Here is a 16,584-nt window from a genome sequence, read left to right on the forward strand (position 1 = left end):
TAATCGCAGACGGTGCCGGATCAGCCGCCGGTGGGGATCGTGATCCCGCCGCCATCGCCACCGCCGCCGACACTGCTTTCGGGCGCGGCGGACTGGACGTATTCGCGGTAGATAATCTGGGCGTATTTGCCGTCGAGCACGTTCTGATGCGACGTGACGAACCCCGACACCTCGGTCACGGTGCGGCGGTTGCGGCGCTCGCGGCCCTCGGTGACGATCAGCGGCTGCGTTTCGCCGTAGGAAACGACCGCTTCCAGCCGTTCGAGGCTGATGCCCTGCTGCGACAGGAAATGCACCACGGCGCGGGCCCGGGCGAGGCCCAAGCGCTTGTTGTAGGCATCGCTGCCCACGAGGTCGGTATGCCCGTAGACGCGGAAGCGCACTTCGGGGAATTGCCGGATCCAGGCCGCCTGTTCACGCAGCGTGTCGCGCGCGCCCGGGTCGAGCTGGGCCGAATTGAAGGCGAAATTGACGGTGGTCATCACCTCGGAGGCGAAACGCTGGGCCAGATCGAAGGTATAGCGCTTCTCGCCGGACATGACCGCGACATTGTTCGCCGTGGCCATGCCGAAATCGCCGGGATCGAGGATCGAGCCCGCTTCGGGGCGGAACGACGCCTGGCCCGACATGGTCCCCGCCTCGCGGGCGCAGCCCGACAGGACGCCGATCGCGCTGAGGGCCAAGAGGCTGGTTCTGATCGCGTGCGCCGTCATGCCCATTGTCTCAATCCATCACATAACCATAGGAACCGGTGAAGTCCTGCGTGGCAACCTCTCCGGCGGCACCGGAGCGCGGTTTGCGCCGCTCGCCCGCCTGCGTCTTGCCATAGAGGAAGAGGTCCCGCTCGGAGGGCGGGCGGACCTTGTCGGTGGGCAGCGCCAGCGCCTCGCCGCGGGTCGGCGTCACGAGATGCGGCGTCACGATGATGACCAGTTCGGACTGTTCGCGGGTATATTCGGCGCTGCGGAAGAGCGCGCCCAGGATCGGCACGTCGCCGAGCCACGGCACCTGGCCGTTCAGATCGCGGAAATCGTCCTGCAGGAGGCCCGCGATGGCGAAGCTCTCGCCGTCGCGCAGTTCCACGGTCGTGGTCGCTTCGCGGCGGGAAAAGCCGTTGATCCGCACGGTGTTGAGGTCGATGCCCGTGGAGCTGTCGAGCGCGGAGACCGCGGTCTTCAGCTCGAGATTGATGAGATCGCCGTTGATCACCCGAGGGATGAAGTCGAGCTCCACGCCGAAGGGCTTGAATTCGATCGTCACGTTGTCGTTCTGCGCCTGCACCGGGACCGGGTATTCCCCGCCCGCGAGGAACGACGCCTCCTGGCCCGACAGCGCGGTCAGGTTCGGTTCCGCCAGCATGCGCACGAGGCCCTTGGATTCCAGCGCTTCGAGCAGGATGCCCACTTCGAGGCCGCCGGCATCGAAGCCGATCACCGCGCCGCCCTCGGTATCGCCGGTGAAGGCCACCGGATCGCCGAGCGTATTGCCGTCGAGCCAGGTACCGGTTTCCGAGAAGAGCCCGACATCGCCGCCCAGAAGATCGCCGCCGATGGACATGGACGAGCGCAGCGCCTTGGAGACCGAGCGCTGCATCTCGGCGAAGCGGACTTTCAGCATGACCTGCTGGACGCCGCCCACCTGCATCAGGTTCGAGACCCGGTCGGGTGCGTAGCGTTCCGCAAGGCTGAGCGCCTTGTCGAGCGACTGGATCGACGAGAGCGTCCCCGACAGCACGATGCCGTCATTGGCGGTGCGCACCTCGATGGGTTCGCCGGGCAGGATCTGCCGCAGCCGCTCCTTGAATTCGGCGACATCGGCCGCGACGCGCACATCGACATTGGCGATCAGCATGCCCTCGGCATCGAAGATCGACAGCGTCGTGGTGCCGGGCGCCTTGCCCAGAACGTAGATGGAGCGATCCGACAGCGAGGAAATATCCGCGATGGCCGGGTTGGCGATGGACAATTCGGCGAAGGGCACGTCGCTTTCGACGACCAGCGCGCGGTTCATCGCAACGTCGATCTGCGAGCCCACATTGCCCCGCACGACGCGGAGGGTCTGCGCCTCGACAAGCGGAGCCGCCATGGGTGCAAGACCAAGGACGCACCCGATGAGGGACGCCCGCAGAATACCGTCGAATTTCATGTGACCTGCCTTTCCGATCACGCCTCAGGTGCAGATCTTTCGCCTGCATTTGGAAAAACCCTGCGCGAGAATTCGAATTATTGCAAGAATCAATAGCTTCAGGGGCGCAATTGATGTGGGTTACGGGCAACAGCCGTGACAAAAGCGCCGATAAACGACGAAAGGCGCCCACTGGGGGCGCCTTCGGAGGTTGCGTGTTCCGCGATCAGTTCGTGCAGGGGATCGGCATCTCGACGGTCTCGGAGCCGCGGCGCGTCCGGATCGTGCAGACCTCGCGGGCCTTCTGGATCGAGGGCGCCTCCTTCTTCTCGAGCCCGAGCAGCGAGCGCTGGTCGACCTCGATCGCCTCGGCGACGGTGGTGTCGTTGTTGGCCATCAGCGACAGGGTCAGGGCGCCGGTCGACTGCGCCTGGGCCAGCGATGCGATCTGCTGCGGCGTCGCGGCCACGGTCACGGTGCGCGCGATGGTGGCGTTGGTGCCGTCCACGTTGGCGGTCTGGTCGATGGCGATGAGTTCGACGCCGGTCTGGATGAGCTTCGTCACCTCGCCCTGGGGCAGGGACGGATCGCGCGATCCGATGCGGCCGGTCCAGTAGACGTCCACGCGGTCACCGGGGCGCAGGAAGCCCGACACGCCCGAGGCGACGTCGACCTTGATGGCGAAGGCGCGCATGCCGCGCTCAAGGCGCGATGTGAGGCCCGCATCGCCGCCCGGCTCGGAGACCTTGACGCCCATGAACACCTCGTTGGGCTCGATCTGGCGCAGCGCGACGCGCGGCTCCTCGCCCTCGACGAGAATGGGCTCTTCCTCGCTGAAATAGACCTCGGGCAGGGCCGGAACCGGCCAGGGCACGAGTTTCACATCCTCTTCGGTGATCACCTGTCCGTAGGTCAGCGGGTTGGCCGCGACGTAGACCATCGTGGTCTCCACGGATTGCGCCTGCTTGGCGCGCTCTTCCTGCAATGCGGATTCATACGCACCGATATAATTCTGAGCCATGTACACCGCGAAACCGGCCAAGCCGAGTCCGGCGATCAGAACAAGTCCGAACACGAGACGCATGGGGTTACCTCAATTCTTTGCTCGACCGCCGACGGGATTGCTGCGGTCCTCGATCCTGTTTGAAGCCTGACAGGAAACAATGGCGAAAAACGGGACCTGGTGTGACCAGTCTTTGGCGAAAGCCGCGATTGTTCGTTATTCGCCGCCCGGCAATTCGGTGACGCGCTCGCCGACGGCGGTGCCCGCCGCCCGGGCAAGGGTCAGCGATTCCTTCTCGAGAATGCTGTAGGCGATCAGGCACAGGCCGATCATGCCCGCGGTCAGGACGACCCAGTCGACCGTGACGGCCCCGTCTTCGGAGGAAAGGAATCGGGGTAATTTGACTACGACAAACGGCATAGTGCCACTCCAACCTGATGTTCCGGACGCGGTCCGGACAACTCAATGCTCCTGCGCCGTTTTGGCGCCTTCGAGCACACCTCAAGCTATCCATGTGCGCCGGGAACTCTTTGCGTGGCTCCTCTTGCGATTCAGCGTTGGCCGGACATGGAAAGAGCGCGCCAGCAGACTGGCCGGCGCGCCCTCGTGTATTCTGCGGTCAGAAGACTTCCCGCTCAAATCAGACGATCTATTACTCTTTCGCGAAGCCGTCGTTCTCGGTCGCGACAGCGCCGGCTGCGGCGTTGATCAGCGTCTTCGAGTTGGTTTCGATGGTGGAGTAGGCTGCGACTGCGAGGCCCACGACGGCTGCGGTCAGCACGACCCAGTCAACCGTGACAGCGCCGTCTTCGTCGTTGCGGAAGTTCTTGATGAAGTTAAGCATTGGAGTTCTCCGTAAGGTTCAGTTTGCTCTCGTTTCCACCGCGTCAGAGGGTACCGGGGTCTCTCATCTCCCGTCTCCGTTGCGGTATGGCCCTATATAGACGTTGGATTGGGGCACGATTTTGACCGCAATGGATCGATTTCCGCATAGTTCGGCGGATTCCCCGAAAATCGCCTATGTATATGAATATAAACGATATTTAATCAGAAAATTCGAATGAATCGGCGTTAAGGGCACGGTAATTTGTCAAAACGGCCGAGATTGAGACGCCATCTTGGGGATTTTCGCGGCGCGTGCGATGATCCGGACAAAGAACAAAGAAACGAGCAGTCCGATGTCCTTCATGCGACGCTGCGCGCTCTGCGCGGCATTCATGCTTGTGCTGCCCGGCGCCGAGCCGGCCGCCGCCAATCCCGACTTCTCCGCGCGGTTCGTGAAGCCGCCCGCGCCGGGCACGAAGAAACGCGTCACGGTGCAGATCGCGCCGCGCGCCAATCCCGCCGTGATGCCGCCGCCGGAGCGACGGGCCGAAGAGGCCGCACCCGACAGCGACAGCGCCGGGGCGGCGCCGGGCGCGGCGCCCGCGCCCACGGGCCGGTATGGCTGGTTCTGGCAGGCGGTCGCGGCCTCGGGGGATGCAGGCACCGGCCCCGGACGGCTGGAGCCTGCGCTTTCCGCACTGAAGTCCGGGCCCGGGGGCGCGCGGGTCGACGCGCCGCGGGTGCAGACCCTGCAGGACATCGCCGCGCGCTACGGCACGGCGCTGCTGCGCCATTCGGTGGGCACCGAGGTTTCGCCCGCGCTGGCGCTTGCAGTGATGGCGGTGGAATCGGGGGGGCGGGCCGATGCGGTCAGCCGCGTCGGCGCGGAGGGGCTGATGCAGCTCATGCCCGACACCGCCGAGAAGCTGGGCGTCGCCGACAGTTTCGATCCCGATCAGAACATCAAGGGCGGGATCAGCTTCCTGGATGCGCTGATGCAGGCCTATGGCGGCGATCCGGTGCTGGTGCTGGCGGGCTACAATGCCGGGCAGACCGCGGTGGCCGAGGCGGGCGGCGTGCCGCCCTTCGCCGAAACGCGCGATTACGTGCCCAAGGTGCTGGCGGCCTTCGAAGTGGCGCGGGCGCTCTGCAAGACGCCGCCGATGATGATCTCGGATGGCTGCGTGTTCCACGTCTCGCCCGGAAGCTGAACGGCGGTCACATCCGCAGCACCGCGCCCGGGTTCATGATGCCGCGCGGATCGAGGGCCGCCTTGATCGCCCGCATCGCGGCCAGCTTTGCGGGGTCCTGGTAGCGTTCGAGATCCGCGACCTTCAGCCGTCCGATGCCGTGCTCGGCGCTGACCGAGCCCTCCATCTCGTGCACGAGGTCGTGGATCGTGCGCTTGATGGCGTCGCGGTTGTGGTCGTGATCGGCGCGGCTTTCGCCCGGCATGGGGAAGACGTTGTAATGCAGGTTGCCGTCGCCCAGATGGCCGAAGCAGTTCACCCGGAAGGTGCCGATCGTCTTCAGCCGGGCGATGCCTTCGGGGATGAAATCGGGAATGGCCGAGATCGGCACGGAGATATCGTGGCTGGAGATCGCGCCGATATGGCGGTTGGCTTCGGGGATGCGTTCGCGGATCGCCCAGAAATCCTGCCGCTGGCTGTCCGATTGCGCGATGAGCCCGTCCGAGACGAGCCCCGCCTCGAGCGCCTCGGCGAACACGGCCTCGAGCGCCTCGGCGGGATCGAGGCCCTGGGGCAGCCCGACCTCGATCAGCACCGACCAGGCGGGGGCCGTCTCGAAGGGCTGGCGCAGATCCGGGATGGTCTCGGCGAGGAAATCGTAGCCCGTCCCGCTCATCAGCTCGAAGGCGGAGATGCCGTCGCCGAGCCGGCCCCGGGCAAGGGCTAGGAGATCGAGCGCGGCGCGCGGGCTGTCGACCACCAGAAGCGCGGTGCCGGTACGGGCCGGGATGGGGGCCAGTTTCAGAACCGCCGCGGTGATGATCCCGAGCGTGCCCTCGGCGCCAATGAGCAGGTTGCGCAGATCATAGCCGGTATTGTCCTTTCGGAGCCGCCGCAGCCCGTTCCAGATTGTGCCGTCGGGCAGCACCGCCTCGAGCCCGAGGCAGAGATCGCGGGCATTGCCGTAGCGCAGCACGTTCACGCCGCCCGCATTGGTCGCCAGAAGCCCGCCGATCCGGGCCGAGCCTTCGGAGGCGAGCGAGAGCGGGAACAGCCGGTCCGCATCGCGCGCGGCATTCTGCACGTCGAGCAGGATCGCGCCCGCCTCGGCGATGAGCACGTTTTCCTGCGGATGCACGGCGCGGATGGCGTTCATGCGCTCGAGGCTGACGAGAAGCGGGGCCGCGCCGCCTTCGGGGGCGATCTGTCCGCCGACGAGACCGGTGCCGCCGCCATAGGGGACCAGCGGCACGCGGGCGGCATGGGCCTGGGCGACGATCGTCGCGACCTCTTGGGTCGTGCGGGGGAGAGCCACATGGGTGGCCGCCCCCTTCCAGCGGTCGCGCGGCTCTTCGTGGAACCGCGCATCGGCGGGGCGGATCGTGTCGCCCGGAAGCGCCGCGGCGAGCGCGTCGAGAAAGGTTGGATCGGCAGAGGCGAGGGGCACGGGGGCGGTCTCCGGTCGCGGCGGGTCAATCGGGAGATAGCGCGGCGGGTCCGCGCGTGAAAGGGCCCCGATCCGGGGGGCTGATCCGCGGCCCCGATCCGGCGGTCGCATCCGGCCCATGGCCGAATGCGGCATGTCTTGTCATCGGCGCCTTCGGGCGCCGCTTCCGGTGCGCCTTCGGCGGGCATGTGCCCGACGGGTGAGCGAGGGGCGGCACGGCCCGTTCGCGCGCTCCGGCTATTCCGGATCGCGCAGCCAGCGCGGCTCGAGGATGGTGACGGTCGGCCGGTCGGGCAGGGTGGCGAGCGAGACCTCGAGATGGCTCTGCCCGGTGCGTTCCACGGCGAAGCTGGTGGAGATCTCGTCGAGGAAGGCCTCGAGCGCGAAGCCGGAGAACCAGTGCATGGGGATGATGACCCGGCTTTTCAGCCGTTCGAGCACGTTGATCATGTTGGTGCGCGCCATGGTATAGCCGCCATCCACCGGCACCATCACCACGTCGAGCCGCCCGAGGGCCGCGTATTGGGCATCGTTGGGTTCGTGGTGCAGATGGCCCAGATGGCCGATGCAGAGGCCTTCGACCTCGAAGACGAAGATCGAATTTCCGTTATCCTCGCGCCCGCCGAAATCGCTGCGGATATCGGTGGAGACGTTGCGCACCAGCATCTCGCCCAGATCGAGGCGGTGCTCGATCCCCTCGCCGAATTCCCCCCAGCCGGGCAGGACATGCGGGATCGCGGGGTCGGGATTGGCGGTCCAGTGGGTGGAATGGGCGTGGTTCATGGTGACCACATCGGGGATCATCGTGGTGTTGCCGATGAAGCCGGTGAAATCCGTGACCGCGCTGAGCCCGCCCTGGGTCTGGATCAGGAAGGAGGCATGCGCGATGTAGCTGATGCGCACCGAGTAATCGGGCACCGGCGCCTGCCAGCTGGCCTTGTGCAGGTACTCCAGTCCGGGCGCGGCTTCGGCCACGGCGATACAATGGGACGGGCGGCGGTCCTGCGCCGCGGCGGCGAGCGGCGCGAGCGTGAGCAGGAGGACTGTGAGAAGGCGGATCATCGGCGAGGCTCCTTGAGGGTCGCCGAAAGGTAGCGCGGGTGGGGCGGTCCGTCCTCTTCAAAGGCTCGTGAGAATGTGGCGGGGGCGGGAGCGAGGGGCCAGCCCCTCGCGCTCCCCGGAGGTATTTCCGGTCCGGTCGTGACAGGGGCGGTGCGCGCCGCCCCCGCTTGGGACGCGCCGATGGCTCGGGGGCTCAGCGCTCCTTGACGTAGGGCTCCCCGCCTGCCCGCGGCGGGATCGCGCGGCCGACGAAGCCTGCGAGGATCACGACCGTGAGGATATAGGGCAGCGCGTCCATGACCTGGACGGGGATGGTGATCCCGCCGAAGTCGATATTCTGGTAGCGCAGGGCGACCGCCTGCAGGAGGCCGAACAGGAGGCAGGCCATCAGCGCGTACCAGGGCCGCCATTTCGCGAAGATGAGCGCGGCGAGCGCGATGTATCCGCGCCCTGCGGTCATGTCCTTGACGAAGCCCGCCTGCAGGCCGGTCGCGAGATACGAGCCCGCGAGCCCGCAGAGGAGCCCGCAAATCACGATGGCCGCATAGCGCAGGCCGACGACCGAGACGCCCGCCGTGTCCACCGCTTCGGGGGCCTCGCCCACCGCGCGCAGGCGCAGGCCGAAGCGGGTGCGGAAGAGCACCCACCAGGTGGCGGGCACGCAGAGGAGGGCCACGTAGACGAGGATCGAATGGCCGGAGATGAGCTCATAGTAGATCGGGCCCAGCACGGGCACGGCGCGGAGCGTCTCGGCGAAGGGCAGGGTGATCGCCTCCCAGCGGCCCGCGCCCATGAGCGAGGGCGTGCGGCCGCCCTGGCTGAACCAGTCCTGCGCGATGAGCACGGTGAGGCCCGCGGCAAGGAAGTTGAGCGCGACGCCCGAGATGAGCTGGTTGCCGCGGAAGGTGATCGACGCCAGCCCGTGCAGGCCCGAGAGCAGCACCGAGGAGACGATGCCCGCGCCGAGGCCCATCCAGACCGAGCCCGTGAGCGCGGCGATGGCCGCCGAGAAGAAGGCGGCAATGAGCATCTTGCCTTCGAGCCCGATGTCGATCACGCCCGAGCGTTCGGAGAAAAGCCCCGCGAGGCAGGCGAGCAGGAGCGGCGTCGCGAGGCGGACGGTCGAATCGAGGACCTGCAGGAGGGTGGCGAAATCCATCAGGCGCGCTCCTTCCGACCGAAGGCGAGGAACAGCCGCTCGAGCGGCATCCGCACCATGTTGTCGAGCGCGCCGGTAAAGAGGATCACCAGCGCCTGGATCACCACGATCAGCTCGCGCGGGATATTGGTCCAGAGCGCAAGCTCGGCCCCGCCCTGGTAGAGAAAGCCGAAGAGAATGGCGGCGAGGAAGACGCCGATCGGGTGGTTGCGGCCCATTAGCGCCACGGCGATGCCGATGAAGCCCGCGCCTTCGGTGGCGTTCATCACCAGCCGTTCGGCCTCGCCCATCGCCGTGTTGACGGCCATCAGCCCGGCGAGCCCGCCCGAGATCAGCATCGCCACGACGACGATCTTCACGGGGGAGATGCCGGCATAGCGCGCAGCACTCTCGGAGTGGCCGAGCGCGCGGATCTCGTAGCCGAGCCGGGTGCGCCAGATCAGCACCCAGACGGCGAGACAGGCGGCAATGGCGACGAAGAAGGTGACGTTGCCGGGCGCGCCGCGAAAGAGCGGCATCGCCTCGGTGGCGAACATGTCCTGGAAGGTGGGCAGGTGCGTGGCCGCGGGAAAGACCGGCGAGGCCGGGTCCATCTGGCCTGCGGGCTTCAGCAGGTTCACCAGCACGTAGTTCAGAAGCGCCGCGGCGATGAAGTTGAACATGATCGTGGTGATGACGATATGGCTGCCGCGCCTGGCCTGCAGATAGGCCGGGATGAGCGCCCAGAGCGCGCCGAAGGCCGCGGCCCCGAGCGCGGCCCCGACAAGCGCCAGCGACCAGTGCGGCCAGGGGATATAGAGGCAGATGAGCGCCACGCCGAGGCCGCCCACGGTGGCTTGGCCCTCGCCGCCGATATTGAAGAGCTTCGCGTGGAAGGCCACCGAGACCGCGAGGCCGGTGAAGATGAAATTGGTCGCGTAATAGAGCGTGTAGCCCCAGCCCGAGGAGCGCATGAGCGCGCCGTCGACCATCAGCTTGAAGGCCTCGACCGGGCTTTCTCCGATGGCGAGGATCACCAGCGCCGAGAGCAGCGCGGCCAGCAGGAGCGAGAAGAGGGGGACGAGGACCGCGTCGGCCCAGGCGGGCATCTTATCCATGTCGGGGCTGCTTTCGGTTTTCCTTTTCCTCGAGGCGCGCATCGATCGCAGCGATGGCGTTCTCGCCGGGATCCTCGGTCACGCCCGCCATCAGCAGGCCCAGCTCGCGCTGGTCGGTCTGCGACGGGTCGCGTTCGCCCATGATCCGGCCGTCGAACATCACCGCGATGCGGTCCGAGAGCGCGAAGATCTCGTCGAGTTCCACGGAGACGAGGAGGATCGCCTTGCCCGCGTCGCGCAGGCGGATGATTTCCTGGTGGATGAACTCGATCGCGCCGATATCGACGCCGCGCGTGGGCTGGCCGATCAGAAGCACATCGGGGTTCCGCTCGATCTCGCGCGCCAGGACGATCTTCTGCTGGTTGCCGCCTGAAAAATTGGCGGCCTTGAGGTTCGGGTTGGGCGGGCGCACGTCGAAGCGCTCCATCTTGCCGGCGGCCTCGGACTTGATCGCGGCATTGTTCATCAGCGCGCCCGACTGGTTGCCGGGATCGCGGTGATAGCCGAAGACGCTGTTTTCCCACGCGGTATAGGCCATGATGAGACCCTCGCGCTGGCGATCCTCGGGGACGTGGCCGATGCCGGCGACGCGGCGCGCGCGCCCGTCGGAGCCCGGTCCCGACAGGGGCAGGGGCGTGCCGTTGAGGCGCACGTTACCCGTGGCCTCGCGGTAGCCGCCCAGCACTTCCAGCAGTTCGGACTGCCCGTTGCCGGCCACGCCCGCCACGCCAAGGATCTCGCCCGCACGCAGGTCGAAGGAGATGCCGCGCAGCCGTTCCACCCCGTCCGCATCCACGTGACGCAGGTTTTCGACCTCGAGCACGGTCGCGCCCGGCTGCGCGGGTGCCTTGTCGACCTGCAGCAGGACCTTGCGGCCGACCATCAGCTCGGCCAGCTGCTGCGGATCGGTCTCGGCGGTCTTCACGGTGGCGGTCATCTGCCCGCGCCGCATGACCGAGACGGTGTCGGTGATCTCCATGATCTCGCGCAACTTGTGGGTGATCAGGATGATCGTCTTTCCCTCGGCGCGCAGATTGTCGAGGATGCGAAAGAGGTGGTCGGCCTCGGCGGGGGTCAGGACGCCCGTGGGCTCGTCGAGGATCAGGATGTCGGCCTGGCGGTAGAGCGCCTTGAGGATCTCGACGCGCTGCTGGTGGCCCACCGACAGGGTCTCAACGGGTGCGTCGGGATCGACCGAGAGGCCGTATTCCTCGGCAAGCTGCTTCAGCACGCCGCGCGCCTTGGCGAGCGAGGGGCGCAACAGGCGGCCATCCTCGGCCCCGAGGATGACGTTTTCGAGGACGGTGAAATTCTGCACCAGCTTGAAATGCTGGAAGACCATGCCGATTCCCGCGGCGATGGCGGCCTGGCTGTCGGGGATCTCGGTCTTCTTGCCGGCGACGAAGATCTCGCCCGCATCGGCCTTGTAGAAGCCGTAGAGGATCGACATCAGCGTCGACTTGCCCGCGCCGTTCTCGCCGATGATGCCGTGGATCGTGCCGGGCATCACGCGGATCGAGATGTCCTTGTTGGCCTGCACGGGCCCGAATGCCTTGGAGATGCCTTTGAGCTCGATGGCGGGGGCGGTGTCGGTCATGAAGGGCTCCGGCGGGGGCGTCGGTAGAGATCAGGGGCCGCGCGCGGCAGCCCCTGACACAAGGTGTTGCGGATCGGGTGCTGTGCCCGGCCCTGTCGGATCAGAAGGTCAGTGCGGGGCAGCTGTCATCGGAGGTGTAGTCGTGCACCGCCAGATCGCCGGCGATGATCGCGGCCTTGGCTTCCTCGACCGCGGCCTGCATCTCTTCGGAGACGAGGGAGGCGTTGTTCTCGTCCATCGCGTAGCCGACGCCATCCTCGGCGAGGGTCAGCACCTCGACGCCGGTTTCCAGATCCGCACCGGCTTCCATGCTCTCGAAGACCGCCACGTCGACGCGCTTCAGCATCGAGGTCAGAACCGAGCCCGGGTGCAGGTAGTTCTGGTTGCTGTCGACGCCGATGGAGAGGATGCCCTCGTCCTCGGCGGTCTGCAGCACGCCGAGCCCGGTGCCGCCGGCGGCCGCGAAGACCACGTCGGAGCCCTGGGAGATCTGCGCCTTGGTCAGCTCGGAGCCTTTCACCGGGTCGTTCCAGGCGGCGGGCGTCGTGCCGGTCATGTTGGCGATGACGGTCGCGTCGGGGTTCACCGCCTTCACACCCTGGGCATAGCCGCAGGCGAACTTGCGGATGAGCGGAATGTCCATGCCGCCCACGAAGGAGACGGTGCCCGACTCGGAGGCCATCGCGGCCATCATGCCGACGAGGTAGGAGCCCTGATGCTCGGCGAAGAGGATGGACTTGACGTTCGGATGCGCCTCGGGATCGACGTAGCCGTCGATGGTGACGAACTTGGTGTCGGGGTAATCGGCGGCGACGTTGGTGATCGGCGTCGACATCGAGAAACCGGTGGTGACGACCGGGTTGAAGCCGGCTTCGGCGAAGCGGCGCAGCGCCTGTTCGCGCTGGGCTTCGGATTGCAGCTCGATATCGCGGAATTCGCCGCCGGTTTCCTCGGCCCAGCGGGTCGCGCCGTTGAAGGCCGCCTCGTTGAAGCTCTTGTCGAACTTGCCGCCGAGATCGTAGATCAGCGCGGGATCGGCCAGCGCTGCACCGGCGGTCAGCGCCAGCGCCGCGGCGGAGCCTGCGAGGGATTTCATGGTGGTCATCTGGGTCTCCCGTTGTGATGCGCCGCGCGATTGGCCCCGGCGGGCGGCGGCGGCGCTTGGATCGTTGAGATCAGGGGCAAGTAGGCAGAAGGCGCGCAGGGGCGTCAACCGCTTTTCGGGCCCGGGACGGGCCTCTCGCGCGACGTCAGCGCCGATTTTTCGTCAAGTGCCCGCTGCATGACGACGGCGTCGTCCCTGTGCCCATCCACGAGGCGATAATAGCGCGGGCGGCGCCCGATTTCGGCGTATCCCGCGGCCGTGTAGAGGGCCCGCGCCGGGGCATTGGCGGCGGCCACTTCGAGGAAGGCGCGGGTCGCGCCTTCGGACCGGGCGGCGACGTGGAAGGACTGCAGAAGCTGCATTGCCGCGCCCGTGCGCTGCCGCGCGGGATCGGTGGCGAGCGCCAGGATTTCCGCCTCCTCCGGCAGGAGGCGCGCGATCAGCACCGCGCCTTGCGTATGGAACAGCCGCGCGCCCGGCGTCTCGAGCGTCGCCGCGACCTCTTGGGCGGTCCAGGCGCGCTGGTGGCGATAGGCGGCGGCGAGGATCGCCGCGGCCGCGTCGGGGCTCATGGCAGGATCGCGGGTGCCGCGTCGCGCGCCGGGGCCGCATCGGCGGGCCGGATGTAAAGCGGCGCGGGGGCCGCGCCGGGCATGCCGTCCCGCGCGCGCCGTGCGATGTTGCGGGCCAGCGTGGCGGGGTCCGGCGGATATGTCAGCGGCTCGGCAATATCCGACAGGGCCGCGAGGATCGGCGCAGCACCCGGACGGTGGAGGTAGACCTGCTCGCGCGGGGCCGCGACGGCGGGCAGGCTGCCTGGCGCCGGATCGGTCGCCTCGAAGCTGGTGACGCCGATCGCGGGAATATCGAGGGCGAGGGCGAGGCCGCGCGCCGCCGAGACCGCGATGCGGATGCCGGTGAAGTTGCCCGGGCCGGTGCCCACGCCGATCCGCGACAGGTCGGCCCAGCCCGCACCCGCCTGCGCCAGCACCTGCTCGAGCATCGGCATCAGCCGCTCGGCCTGGCCCTGGCGCATCTCCTCGGCGGATATGCCCAGAACCCGGTCGCCGGACAGCAAAGCGGCCGCGCAATGCGCGGCCGATGTGTCGAAGCCCAGGATCAGGCGGTCAGACGCCAACCGGGCGGACCTCCGTCACCTCGGGTATATAGTGCCGCAGCAGGTTCTCGATCCCCATCTTCAACGTGAGGGTCGAGGACGGGCAGCCCGCGCAGGCGCCCTGCATGTGCAGGTAGACGATCCCGCGTTCGAAACCGTGGAAGGTGATGTCGCCGCCATCCTGCGCCACGGCGGGGCGCACGCGGGTGTCGAGCAGTTCCTTGATCTGGCCGACGATCTCGCCGTCCTCGCCGGTATGCTCGGCATGGCCCGATCCGGCCTGCGCGGCATCGTCCTTCATCACCGGCTGGCCGGACTGGAAATGCTCCATGATCGCGCCGAGGATGGCGGGTTTCACATGATCCCAATCGGTGGCGTCGGCCTTGGTGACGGTGACGAAATCATTGCCGAAGAACACGCCCTTGACGCCGTCGACCTCGAACAGGCGGGTGGCGAGGGGGCTGTCACCCGCGCCTTCGGGCGAGGGGAAATCCGCGGTGCCCATCTCGAGCACGGTCTGCCCGGGCAGGAATTTGAGCGTGGCGGGGTTGGGTGTCGATTCGGTCTGGATGAACATCGCGTCGGCTCCTGTCGGATGAAGCCTCTATATGCGGATTGCGCGGGCGCGGGTCAAGGTTTGGAACGATTCTAAGATGGAGGTGATCCGGCGCAATCGGGCGGCGCGCGGCGCGGTTCGGCGCGGTTTGCCGGATCGAATGCGAGGGGAGGTTCGAATGACAGTGCGTCACTTGAGGACTTTTGGCGCGACCGGGATCGCCTTGGTCCTGTCGGTGCAGGCATCCGGCGCGCAGCCGACCATGACGCGCGACGGATTGAACCGCGCGGATCTGACCGGCGTGGAGGGTATGGAGGTCTTGATCTCGCACAGGGAGAACCCGCCGGGCGCCACCCTCCCGCTGGACGTGCATCCCGGCGACGAGCACATGATCGTTGTGGAAGGCGCGAGCTTCGAGACGGTCACCGCAGAGGCCGCGGCCTTTCCCGCGGGCATCTCCCGCAGCTTCGCGCACGGCGTGGTTCTTGGCGGGATCACGGTCACCGGCGATGCGCCGCTTGTCCTGCATAACGTGCACATCGTCGACAAGGGCAAGCCGACGACAGTGCCGGTCGCGGCGGAATAGGGCCCGATCCGGGCCCCAAGGGTCACGCGGCCCGTATCCCGGACGCGTCCGCCTCGCCGAAGGTGAAATGCTCGGTCAGGCTGCGCATGCGCTCGGCGGCCTCGGTCAGCTTGCTGGAGGCCGCCGCGGTCTCCTCGAACATCGCGGCATTGTGCTGGGTGACGTTGTCGAGGCGGGTCACGGCGGTGTTGATCTCTCCGAGACCGTCGGCCTGTTCCTGCGCGGAATTGGCGATCTGCTGCACGCGTTCCGAGATCTCGCTGACCGCGGCGGTCACGCGGTTGAGCACATTCACCGTCTCGCCGACATGGCGCACCCCGTCGGTCACCTGGCGGTCGCTCTTGGAGATGAGGGTGTTGATCTCCTTGGCCGCCTCGGAGGAACGCTGCGCGAGCGCCCGGACTTCGGAGGCGACGACGGCGAAGCCGCGGCCCGCATCGCCCGCGCGGGCGGCCTCGACACCGGCATTCAGGGCCAGCAGGTTGGTCTGGAAGGCGATGTCGTCGATCACGCCGATGATCTTGGAGACCTCGCCGGCCGAATCGCTGATGGCGCGCATAGCCTCGGAAGCCTGCGCAACGACCTTGCCGCTTTCCTCCGCATCGCGCTTGGCATTGGTCGAGGAAGTGGCGGCCTGCGACGCGTTGCGCGCGGTCGACTGCACGAGTTCGGTCAGTTTCTCCATCGCCGCGGCCGTCTCTTCGAGCGTCGCGGCCTGTTGTTCGGTGCGGCGCGACAGCGCATTGGCCGAGCCGCTGATCCCGCTGGCTTCCTGCAACACCTGCGCGGCGTTCACCGCAACCTCGTTGATCGCGGTATCGAGCGCCTCTGTGGCGCGGTTGAAATCGTGGCGCAGCTCCTCGTATTCCGGCGGCAGCGCGTTCAGGATGCGCGCGGTCAGGTCGCCCCTGGAAAGCCGCGTCAGCCCGTCGACCAGCGTGACGACGATCTGTTCCTGTTGCTGGCGGCGCGTCTCCGCCGCCTCGCGCTCGCGGGCATCCCGGGCCTTGCCGGCCTCGTGCAGGGCGATGGTCTGGCGCTTCTCCTCCTCGAGCGCGACGAGCGCCCGTTCCGCGTTGCCTTTCGCCTCGACGGCGAGATTGCGCTGCTTTTCGGCATCGCGCTGGGCCTGTTTTGCCGCGTCGCGGGCGGCCTCGGCGGCCTGCGAGGCGGCGGTCACGGCCTCGACCCCTTCGCTGATTTCGGCGCGCAGGCGGTTCTGCCTCCGGATCGCGAAGCTGAGCGCGGCGGCTTCGACGAGGACCACGACGGCGTGGAACATCGTGCGGGCGAGGTTTTCCAGAAGCTCCGTCCCGGGATAGACGAGGCTTGGCACGGCAATGGAAAAGCCCAGGTGATGCAGGGCAATCGCCGCGGTTCCGGCGAGGATGGTGCGCACGTCGTTCAGCACCACGAGGACCGCGAGCGCCGCGAAGAAGGTCATGTGCGCGTCGATCTGCCAGGGCGTGCCGGACAGCGCCGCCGTCAGGGCAATGCATTGGCCCACGAGCGCCACGCCGGTGAGCGGCTTGGCCGCCTCGATGCCGAGGCGCGTCGCGAGAAAGCCGGCGCAGGCGAACAGCACCGAGATCGCCAGCGGCAGCCAGACCGCGTTTCCCGACAGCCACGCCGCGCCCAGCACGCAGGGGATGATCGCGACAATCGCCAGGTTGAAATACCCGACGATCGACATTTCCTTCGAAGCTTCATCCATTC

General features: G+C 67.4%; 17 protein-coding genes. 2 read left to right on the forward strand and 15 right to left on the reverse strand.

The window, feature by feature from the left end; genetic code table 11:
• Nucleotides 1–20: 20 nt before the first annotated feature.
• The 5 genes from BW990_RS04460 to BW990_RS04480 all read right to left on the reverse strand — a co-directional run bounded on the left by BW990_RS04460 (nucleotide 21) and on the right by BW990_RS04480 (nucleotide 3,971).
• A complete protein-coding gene (locus tag BW990_RS04460) occupies nucleotides 21–713 on the reverse strand; it encodes an OmpA family protein (protein ID WP_076446336.1) in 693 nt (230 codons plus the stop codon).
• A gap of 10 nt (nucleotides 714–723) precedes the next feature.
• Nucleotides 724–2,145, reverse strand: coding sequence for a type II and III secretion system protein family protein (locus tag BW990_RS04465; protein ID WP_076445452.1), 1,422 nt, complete (start codon nucleotides 2,143–2,145; stop codon nucleotides 724–726).
• Between the two features lie 205 nt (nucleotides 2,146–2,350).
• Nucleotides 2,351–3,208, reverse strand: coding sequence for a Flp pilus assembly protein CpaB (gene cpaB / locus BW990_RS04470; RefSeq protein ID WP_076445454.1), 858 nt, complete (start codon nucleotides 3,206–3,208; stop codon nucleotides 2,351–2,353).
• Between the two features lie 135 nt (nucleotides 3,209–3,343).
• Nucleotides 3,344–3,547, reverse strand: a complete 204-nt coding sequence (locus BW990_RS04475) for a hypothetical protein (RefSeq protein WP_076445456.1) — start codon at nucleotides 3,545–3,547, stop codon at nucleotides 3,344–3,346.
• Between the two features lie 232 nt (nucleotides 3,548–3,779).
• Nucleotides 3,780–3,971, reverse strand: a complete 192-nt coding sequence (locus BW990_RS04480) for a hypothetical protein (protein ID WP_076445458.1) — start codon at nucleotides 3,969–3,971, stop codon at nucleotides 3,780–3,782.
• A gap of 334 nt (nucleotides 3,972–4,305) precedes the next feature.
• Between BW990_RS04480 and BW990_RS04485 the strand changes: the two genes are divergently transcribed.
• A complete protein-coding gene (locus BW990_RS04485; RefSeq protein ID WP_076445460.1) occupies nucleotides 4,306–5,163 on the forward strand; it encodes a lytic transglycosylase domain-containing protein in 858 nt (285 codons plus the stop codon).
• Between the two features lie 7 nt (nucleotides 5,164–5,170).
• Here the strand turns inward: BW990_RS04485 and BW990_RS04490 are convergent, their stop codons facing one another.
• The 9 genes from BW990_RS04490 to BW990_RS04530 all read right to left on the reverse strand — a co-directional run bounded on the left by BW990_RS04490 (nucleotide 5,171) and on the right by BW990_RS04530 (nucleotide 14,303).
• Entirely contained in the window at nucleotides 5,171–6,589 is a 1,419-nt protein-coding gene (locus BW990_RS04490; protein ID WP_076445462.1) for an FAD-binding oxidoreductase, read from the reverse strand.
• Nucleotides 6,590–6,826: 237 nt separating this feature from the next.
• Nucleotides 6,827–7,651: an MBL fold metallo-hydrolase gene (locus BW990_RS04495; RefSeq protein WP_076445464.1), complete on the reverse strand. Its 825-nt coding sequence runs from the start codon at nucleotides 7,649–7,651 to the stop codon at nucleotides 6,827–6,829.
• Nucleotides 7,652–7,844: 193 nt separating this feature from the next.
• Complete coding sequence (locus tag BW990_RS04500) at nucleotides 7,845–8,810, reverse strand: ABC transporter permease (protein ID WP_076445466.1); 966 nt, start codon at nucleotides 8,808–8,810, stop codon at nucleotides 7,845–7,847.
• Nucleotides 8,810–9,907 (reverse strand): ABC transporter permease, encoded by a 1,098-nt coding sequence (locus BW990_RS04505; protein ID WP_076445468.1) that lies wholly within the window; start codon nucleotides 9,905–9,907, stop codon nucleotides 8,810–8,812. Before BW990_RS04505 ends, BW990_RS04500 begins: the two co-directional genes overlap by 1 nt.
• Nucleotides 9,900–11,504, reverse strand: coding sequence for an ABC transporter ATP-binding protein (locus tag BW990_RS04510; RefSeq protein WP_076445470.1), 1,605 nt, complete (start codon nucleotides 11,502–11,504; stop codon nucleotides 9,900–9,902). Before BW990_RS04510 ends, BW990_RS04505 begins: the two co-directional genes overlap by 8 nt.
• A 100-nt stretch (nucleotides 11,505–11,604) precedes the next feature.
• Nucleotides 11,605–12,609, reverse strand: a complete 1,005-nt coding sequence (locus tag BW990_RS04515; RefSeq protein ID WP_076445472.1) for a BMP family lipoprotein — start codon at nucleotides 12,607–12,609, stop codon at nucleotides 11,605–11,607.
• A 104-nt stretch (nucleotides 12,610–12,713) separates the two neighbouring features.
• A complete protein-coding gene (locus BW990_RS04520) occupies nucleotides 12,714–13,181 on the reverse strand; it encodes a GNAT family N-acetyltransferase (protein ID WP_076445474.1) in 468 nt (155 codons plus the stop codon).
• Nucleotides 13,178–13,747, reverse strand: coding sequence for a tRNA (adenosine(37)-N6)-threonylcarbamoyltransferase complex dimerization subunit type 1 TsaB (tsaB, locus tag BW990_RS04525; protein WP_076445476.1), 570 nt, complete (start codon nucleotides 13,745–13,747; stop codon nucleotides 13,178–13,180). Before tsaB ends, BW990_RS04520 begins: the two co-directional genes overlap by 4 nt.
• Entirely contained in the window at nucleotides 13,737–14,303 is a 567-nt protein-coding gene (locus BW990_RS04530) for a NifU family protein (RefSeq protein WP_076445478.1), read from the reverse strand. Before BW990_RS04530 ends, tsaB begins: the two co-directional genes overlap by 11 nt.
• Nucleotides 14,304–14,379: 76 nt before the next feature.
• On the opposite strand from BW990_RS04530, the gene BW990_RS04535 reads away from it, so the two are divergent.
• Nucleotides 14,380–14,868 carry a cupin domain-containing protein gene (locus BW990_RS04535; protein ID WP_143526079.1) on the forward strand — a complete coding sequence of 163 codons (489 nt, stop codon included), beginning with the start codon at nucleotides 14,380–14,382 and terminating at the stop codon, nucleotides 14,866–14,868.
• A 22-nt stretch (nucleotides 14,869–14,890) separates the two neighbouring features.
• On the opposite strand, the gene BW990_RS04540 is transcribed toward BW990_RS04535, so the two are convergent.
• Nucleotides 14,891–16,582 carry a methyl-accepting chemotaxis protein gene (locus BW990_RS04540; protein ID WP_076445480.1) on the reverse strand — a complete coding sequence of 564 codons (1,692 nt, stop codon included), beginning with the start codon at nucleotides 16,580–16,582 and terminating at the stop codon, nucleotides 14,891–14,893.
• Between the last annotated feature and the right edge of the window lie 2 nt (nucleotides 16,583–16,584).

Origin of the sequence: Roseivivax lentus, from assembly GCF_900156805.1 — a bacterium.
Classification (GTDB): Bacteria; Pseudomonadota; Alphaproteobacteria; order Rhodobacterales; family Rhodobacteraceae; genus Roseivivax; species Roseivivax lentus.